Here is a 6,227-nt window from a genome sequence, read left to right as displayed (position 1 = left end):
TGCGGTAATTGTGGGTATCGGGGTACTCGTGCAGAAGACTTGTGTGAGCCAGTGGACGGCTACCGACTGACCTATGTGGGACGCACTGAAATTCAAACTGCTCACAATGTATATCTTGATAGTGAGTTCTTGGGAATTGTCTTCAAGGTCAGAAATGCTGATGAGTTATGGGAAAACGACCCTAAAACTTACTATTGGCGCTGTGGGGATGGGGTACAGTATTGGAGCGTAAAAGAGGCTATTGTAGCGCTCTCCAAGGTTAAGGCTGTGGAAGAAATGCCGCAAGTTCGTCGGGAGTTGGTAGCGGCGTAGATAAAAGGTGGGTTTTCATACCCACCATGCAACTATAACCAATCCTTGTAAAATAAAACACAGTTCGCCTTTAAAACATGAGTAGCAAGCCTTACGATCAGTTTTCTAAGGAATTATTAGAGGAGTTGTTATCTCCTTTAGGTAGAGTAGAAGTTAACAAACAAGTAACTGATGAAGCCAGATTTGTTGATGTTTTGTTTACAAGCGCACCAACTGCCCAAGCTCAAAATCTTGGATTGTTGGGTAGAATCGCTGTACTAAATACAGCACTCTTGGAACCATTCCGCAATCAACCAAGTAGGTCATTTCCAATTCGCAATTCGCAATTCGCAATTTGCAATTTTAAGAAAGGAACCAAATGTATGAATCAAAATATTAGTATTGCTGATAGAACAAAAGCCTTGGCGATAAGAATAGTTAAAGCTTGTACTTTCTTAGATGAAAAGCCTGGAGTTTGTCGAACATTATCAAAACAGTTACTCCGAAGTGGTACTTCTATTGGAGCTAATGTTAGAGAAGCCCAATCTGCTCAATCTGATAAAGACTTTCTCAGCAAATTGGAAATTGCACTTAAAGAAGAAAGAGAAACTGAGTATTGGTTAGAAATATTAATAGAATCGGAATTGGTTGAGAAGACTAAGTTTGAACTTCTTCTTCAAGAAACTAAAGAAGTTGGAAAAATTCTAGTTGCTTCTACTCGAAAAATCAAAGATAAAATAAACAATCGAAATTAATTGCGAATTGCGAATTGCGAATTGCGAATTGTTTTTGATGAGCAAGAATTAATCATGAATTTGTCACAAGCTTACGAACAATGGGAAGAAACCACTAAGCAGCAAGGAGTACAAGAGGGAGTACAACTTGAACGCCGTCAAGTTGTAGAAAACTTGTTAAGATTCCGGTTTGGTTTTGTGGACGAGGAACTCTCAAGAGTAGTCGATAGTTTGTTGCAGTTAACTCCAGAAGAATTTACTCCCCTGTGTCTTCAGTTATCTCGTGAAGATTTGCTGGCAAGATTTAATTCACATCAATAATCTATACAGGGCAAATAATTAGTAATAAAAAGCGCTTTTGTGAAATCAAGAGCGCTCTTTTATTGGCTCCACGCTTCATATATCACAATTAAACGGCTACGCCAATGCGAAAGTGAAATGTATTGGTATTGAACAATGAACCCTCAAGAAACATCAGATTTATTTGCTGCTTTAATGCGCCAAGAGGAACTACTCAAGCAGTTAGTTGCAGCAATCAATAAACCGAAACTGGGATTGCATTCTGAAGCTGGCAGTTGCAAAATCTACTGCAATCGTCAGCACGGAGGGCTGTGGTACACCCTCAGTAATAGTGAACCGAGTGCTGTTCCTCAAACTGCCTTAACGGGATATCTTAAAGAACTGCGGTTTGAGAATACAGAACGCCGTAAAAAAGAAACCTGCAAGTTGCTGATAACTATTCAAGCAGACCGGACGTATATCTTAGAGTCAGGCTACGACACGCATTTCTCAAAGTGCATACTTGCGGCGATCGCAACTTTGACCCCACAACAATTATATTCTCCCATCACACTACAGCCGCAGCCAGGGACGACAGATGAAAATGTGTTGTTCTGTCGCGTATGGGTAGAGTCGGAATTAGTCATGGCATCCTATAACGAGCAAACAGAGTGGCGACAAATCTGGGAACAGGCTTTAGCTGTAACAAAAGCTGCGAATGAGATAGCGTTTTAACTCGTTGTAAACAGGGTTTAGGCAACTGTAATTAGAAGTTGTTTAAGCCTTGTCTACAGCTTGCTGTGTTGTGTACTCACTACTACCAATCACAAAAAACCCTAACTATCTAATTGGTATACAAAGCAGGTAAGCTGAGGAAAGCACCTAGCAGCAGTAAAAAATTAGTGATAGAAAAGTTGCCTCGCCATCGCCCACAACGAAAATTCAGTAATGCCAAACGAATAATTTTAGAATGTTCGCTCATTGAATGTGTGCATTGTGGTGCAGAATTAGCGCTACGTAGACCAAGGCACATGCGTAAAACCATTCAAACAATGGATGGAGCGGTATTTGTGGCAGGTAAAAGTAAAGAATGTACCAATCCCAGCACAGTTTGCTCTTAAGAAAAAATTACAACAACTGTGGCACAAATACGGTGCTAATTTGTTGCACTGCTATGATATTCCTGGCTTGCCGCCAGATAATCTCAAAATGGAAGCTTTGTTTAGCCATTTGCGTCGCCATCAGCGACGAATTAGTGGACGTAAATCAACTGTCGAATTGCGTGATTTTGGACACTTTAAAGTTCTTTTTCTGGCCCAAAGCGAAAAACAGTTGCTTAAACAAATTCAGCAAGTACCTCTAGCCCAGTACAAAGCTCAACGTCTTAGATTAACTTTGGCCGAAGCTCCTCGCCAACAAAAACGTCGCCTTCATCGTAATCCAGCTAGCACAATACAAGCTTTGGTTAATCAACATACCGAACTTCTTACTGTGCTTGAGTCTCAAGCTCTTTCATACCACTTAGATAGCTAGGGTTTATGGCTGAATGCACTGCTGGGGTGTTTATAGTTGCGACCTGCAATGACCCATCAGCACTACCAAGTGAATTCAAGAGGAAGGGAAGATTTGACGAATCTTTCTTTGTTGATCTTCCCACTGAACCAGAGCGTGTACAGATTCTGGGGATTCATCTACAACGTTTTGGCATTCACTTGGAATCGGAGTACCTCGAAGCGATCGCAGCTAATACCGCAAAGTTTTCAGGAGCAGAACTGGAAACCCTCGCTTCGGAAGCTGCTTTGCTGGCATTCGATGAGGGTAGACCGCAGCAGGTAACGCTTGCTGATCTGGAAACCTGCCGTCAAACAATTACCCCGCTTGCGATTCAGGACGCGGCGGCAGTTGAAAGAATGCTTGCATGGGCATCCACCGCACGACGGGCTAGTAGTCCTGTGGTTGCAGGGAAAACTCAGTCTTTGCGTGCTGCTAAGTTTCGCAACATGAACTGATGAGAAAGCGATTGTCCCCTGATTCTATGGGGGCGATCGCTCTTTCCTTTAATAATTGATAACAACCTTTTAATAGTTAATAAGGCGAAGAAAGATGAGAACAGACTTAGTTACTTATTACGGGCAGACTCCAACCATTGACCAACTGGTTGATAACTACGGCGCACACTTAGAGAAGTTAAGCAGGGAAACAAAACTGTTATTACGAGTAACTCTGTCTACATACATTGTTATGCAGCAAGAGTACACCCCAACTGAATATCCAGTATCTACAGCTCTTGAAGATGGTTTGTGTGAGCTAGTAATTCCTGATTCTATTCCCCAAGATTTATACGATGTCTGCTCTGTTTTAAATGGACTAACAATAGACGAAACGGAAACAATACTTGAAGCTTTACAGCATCAAATTCGATGGGGCAACGCCCGCCAAGTGGTGAGTTGACAGGGTAAGAAACATGGAAATTTATTTAGTCTTTGTTGACGCAATTCAGAACAGCAATAAGTTCTGGGCGGCCATTGTCGAAGACGGTAACTTAACAGTACAGTGGGGCAGAGTTGGTTATCAGGCACAAACGAAAGTCCACTCATTAGCCAATCATCAAAGAGCGGTTGCTAAATTTCATAATCTGGTAGCCGAGAAGATGATGAAAGGCTACAGCGAAAGTCAGCCACAAATGGATGGCGATCGCAGTATTTCAGATATCAGACGAGCGATACAACTATTAAACGCTATACGCCTGGCTGTTGCAAACAGGAACTTCGGTAATAGCTACATACTTGCCCTTAACGAGTATTTGAAAATTGTCCCAACACCATTGGGAATGCAGATTGATCCTTACAGGGTGTACCGAACAGTTGTAGATGTTGACTATCAACAAGAACTACTCAAGTCTTTGCTGGTGAATGAACCTGTAGCTGTTCAGACCAAAGAATCGCCAAAATCTGAACCGAAAACTGTCAGCCTCAAGGCTATCAGCAAGAATTTCTGGCGGCATTTGTAATTTTAGAAATGTCACTTTGTAAGAGAGCCTAAAAAGCTACACTTCATTTTGAAATATTGTTTGGGTAAATCATGGAAATCAAGACTATTGCTGTCACTTACACACGTAAGTTCAATTTAGGCGACTACGAATCTTTAGAGTTAAGTTGCTCACTATGGGGGCAAATTGATCCAAAAGAAGAAGATGCACAAGGGACGACACAATTTCTATTTCAACAAGCAAAGGATTCAGTTAAGTCAGCTGCAATTCCAGTAATTAAAGCTTCTACCCATCAAATGAATAAAGCCAAAGCGTACAAACACTCTGCAAAAAATCAGTTTGACGAACTGGATAATTTCTAATAACTGAAATTCACCTTTTAAATTCAAAAATACTTTAGTCAAGCATTAATACTGCTTGGCTATTTTTTTCAGCCATCGCTTTGCTCCCTACAAACCACAACAGAAAAAACATCATGCCTAAAAAAGCTAACCCAGTCCCAAAAGACCATTCTCAATTATGCCTTCAGTACCTCAGTCGTTGCGGTGGCAGCGCTCGGTTATGCAGTATAAATTTTAGTCTGGGGGTGATTCAAACGTTAGTTAATCGCAATCTGGTAAAAGTGACAAATACAGGTGCAGGATTTTTTGTGGAGTTGAACGAAACCAAATGAAGATCCATAAAATGACTCATCAATCGTCTTTGCCTTCAAATACTCGTAATAAATTAGTTCTTCGTCGGACTCGAAAAAGATTTAGCCCCAAAGTATTCATTGACCTCACCATAGAAAGAACTGCAATCGCCTCTCTGCTTTTAACTGGGTTTTTAGGAGTTGGAGCAATGGGATGTTGGGGAATGGAGATTATCGAGACAAATGCTAATCCCAACATAATTATCTCTGGCTGGCAGTACCAGAAAAACAGAAGTCTTGGAGCTATGCTGGTCAGTTTTTCCGCCTTCTTAGGGAGTTCTTTAGTCGGAGCAAGTTTCAGTGTTCACCGGGACAAATTTTAGGGAGAGAAACAGCAATGGAAATCAAGTTAACCACATCAGAGATTCGGACTATCTTGCAAGGTTGTCAACATACATTGCGGCTTGTTGGGAGTAGTAAGGATTATCGCAGGCTTCAATCGTCCTCCTTCCTTTTCTACATCAAATGATGTGGTGCTAAATGATGCCTTTAATATCTTGGGAGAAGTTGTAGACGCAATTGTTCAGGTGGAGCAATTTAATCAACAAGGAGAATCCGGTCATGGAACAGGAAATTAAAAATGCAATTGGTTTGGGCAATCCTGAACTCGTAATAGAATCGAAACCAAAACCTGAACCTGAACCAAAACCAACAGTAACGATTTACGACTTCTCTTCTTTGTTATCAAAGCACGAACCACCGAAAAACTCGCTGCCCAAATATTTTCTTGCTGGCTACCATCATTCAGTAAAGCCTGTTCACAGTCATAATGCAAATTTCCACCCCCAACTAATACTCGACGTTCAATATCTACGGCAGTTTTGATGTAGAACTTGTGCTGTTGCAGCATTTGTTCAAGTTGTTCAGGGGTAGCGCTCTCGTGTAACAACAAAATCATGCAACTTAAAACCTCTATCAAGCAAAGGAATTTTAATTATGAAACAGAATCAAGTACAAGTAATTGTTGTAAGTTTTACTGGCACATTAGCGGCTATATCTATCGGGTATTTAGGAGTACAATTTTTTGGCAAAAATACAATGTACATGATTGCTACAGGAATGTTTGGGCTGGGTACTGGGGGATGTATTGGTCAGATTTTGGTAGAGAAAAGGCAGCAGCGAGTAGTACAAACACAGCCAAAACAAAGATAGGAGCAATCGTATGGAAACTTCAAAAATCATTACTGTCCCGAATCACTGGACATCACCAAAATACTCGTTAGGGCAAAGAACCAAGCAGGGA

General features: G+C 41.1%; 12 protein-coding genes and 2 pseudogenes. 13 read left to right on the top strand and 1 reads right to left on the bottom strand.

Features of this window, described 5'->3' with window-relative positions; genetic code table 11:
* The 12 genes and pseudogenes from F8S12_RS03425 to F8S12_RS03365 form a co-directional block, all read left to right on the top strand.
* Positions 1-312 (top strand): annotated as a pseudogene (locus F8S12_RS03425) (hypothetical protein); the annotation flags it as partial.
* A gap of 362 nt (positions 313-674) precedes the next feature.
* On the top strand, positions 675-1,046 hold the full coding sequence (locus F8S12_RS03415) for a four helix bundle protein (protein WP_196514805.1): 372 nt from the start codon (positions 675-677) through the stop codon (positions 1,044-1,046).
* A gap of 54 nt (positions 1,047-1,100) precedes the next feature.
* Positions 1,101-1,346 (top strand): hypothetical protein, encoded by a 246-nt coding sequence (locus tag F8S12_RS03410; RefSeq protein WP_230967759.1) that lies wholly within the window; start codon positions 1,101-1,103, stop codon positions 1,344-1,346.
* A 135-nt stretch (positions 1,347-1,481) separates the two neighbouring features.
* Entirely contained in the window at positions 1,482-2,039 is a 558-nt protein-coding gene (locus tag F8S12_RS03405; RefSeq protein ID WP_196514804.1) for a hypothetical protein, read from the top strand.
* A 321-nt stretch (positions 2,040-2,360) separates the two neighbouring features.
* Positions 2,361-2,837: a hypothetical protein gene (locus F8S12_RS03400; protein WP_196514803.1), complete on the top strand. Its 477-nt coding sequence runs from the start codon at positions 2,361-2,363 to the stop codon at positions 2,835-2,837.
* Positions 2,834-3,313: pseudogene (locus F8S12_RS41505) on the top strand (AAA family ATPase); the annotation flags it as partial. The gene F8S12_RS03400 and the pseudogene F8S12_RS41505, both read left to right, overlap by 4 nt.
* Positions 3,314-3,407: 94 nt before the next feature.
* A complete protein-coding gene (locus F8S12_RS03390; protein ID WP_196514802.1) occupies positions 3,408-3,755 on the top strand; it encodes a hypothetical protein in 348 nt (115 codons plus the stop codon).
* A gap of 13 nt (positions 3,756-3,768) precedes the next feature.
* On the top strand, positions 3,769-4,314 hold the full coding sequence (locus tag F8S12_RS03385) for a WGR domain-containing protein (RefSeq protein ID WP_196514801.1): 546 nt from the start codon (positions 3,769-3,771) through the stop codon (positions 4,312-4,314).
* A gap of 71 nt (positions 4,315-4,385) precedes the next feature.
* Complete coding sequence (locus tag F8S12_RS03380) at positions 4,386-4,655, top strand: hypothetical protein (protein ID WP_196514800.1); 270 nt, start codon at positions 4,386-4,388, stop codon at positions 4,653-4,655.
* Positions 4,656-4,768: 113 nt separating this feature from the next.
* On the top strand, positions 4,769-4,966 hold the full coding sequence (locus F8S12_RS03375) for a hypothetical protein (protein WP_196514799.1): 198 nt from the start codon (positions 4,769-4,771) through the stop codon (positions 4,964-4,966).
* Positions 4,963-5,307 carry a hypothetical protein gene (locus tag F8S12_RS03370; protein ID WP_196514798.1) on the top strand — a complete coding sequence of 115 codons (345 nt, stop codon included), beginning with the start codon at positions 4,963-4,965 and terminating at the stop codon, positions 5,305-5,307. The genes F8S12_RS03375 and F8S12_RS03370 overlap by 4 nt, the downstream gene beginning before the upstream one ends.
* Before the next feature lie 81 nt (positions 5,308-5,388).
* Entirely contained in the window at positions 5,389-5,562 is a 174-nt protein-coding gene (locus tag F8S12_RS03365) for a hypothetical protein (RefSeq protein ID WP_230967758.1), read from the top strand.
* On the opposite strand, the gene F8S12_RS40205 is transcribed toward F8S12_RS03365, so the two are convergent.
* Entirely contained in the window at positions 5,559-5,882 is a 324-nt protein-coding gene (locus F8S12_RS40205; RefSeq protein WP_230967757.1) for a DUF5674 family protein, read from the bottom strand. The genes F8S12_RS03365 and F8S12_RS40205 overlap by 4 nt on opposite strands.
* Positions 5,883-5,920: 38 nt before the next feature.
* Here F8S12_RS40205 and F8S12_RS03355 point away from each other — a divergent pair, with 38 nt between their 5' ends.
* A complete protein-coding gene (locus tag F8S12_RS03355) occupies positions 5,921-6,136 on the top strand; it encodes a hypothetical protein (RefSeq protein ID WP_196514797.1) in 216 nt (71 codons plus the stop codon).
* Positions 6,137-6,227: the final 91 nt, after the last annotated feature.

This window comes from Nostoc sp. WHI (assembly GCF_015714725.1).
Taxonomy (GTDB): Bacteria; Cyanobacteriota; Cyanobacteriia; order Cyanobacteriales; family Nostocaceae; genus Nostoc.
The sequence above is the reverse complement of the archived record's forward strand: the minus strand, read 5'-3'. Positions and strand labels throughout refer to the sequence as shown.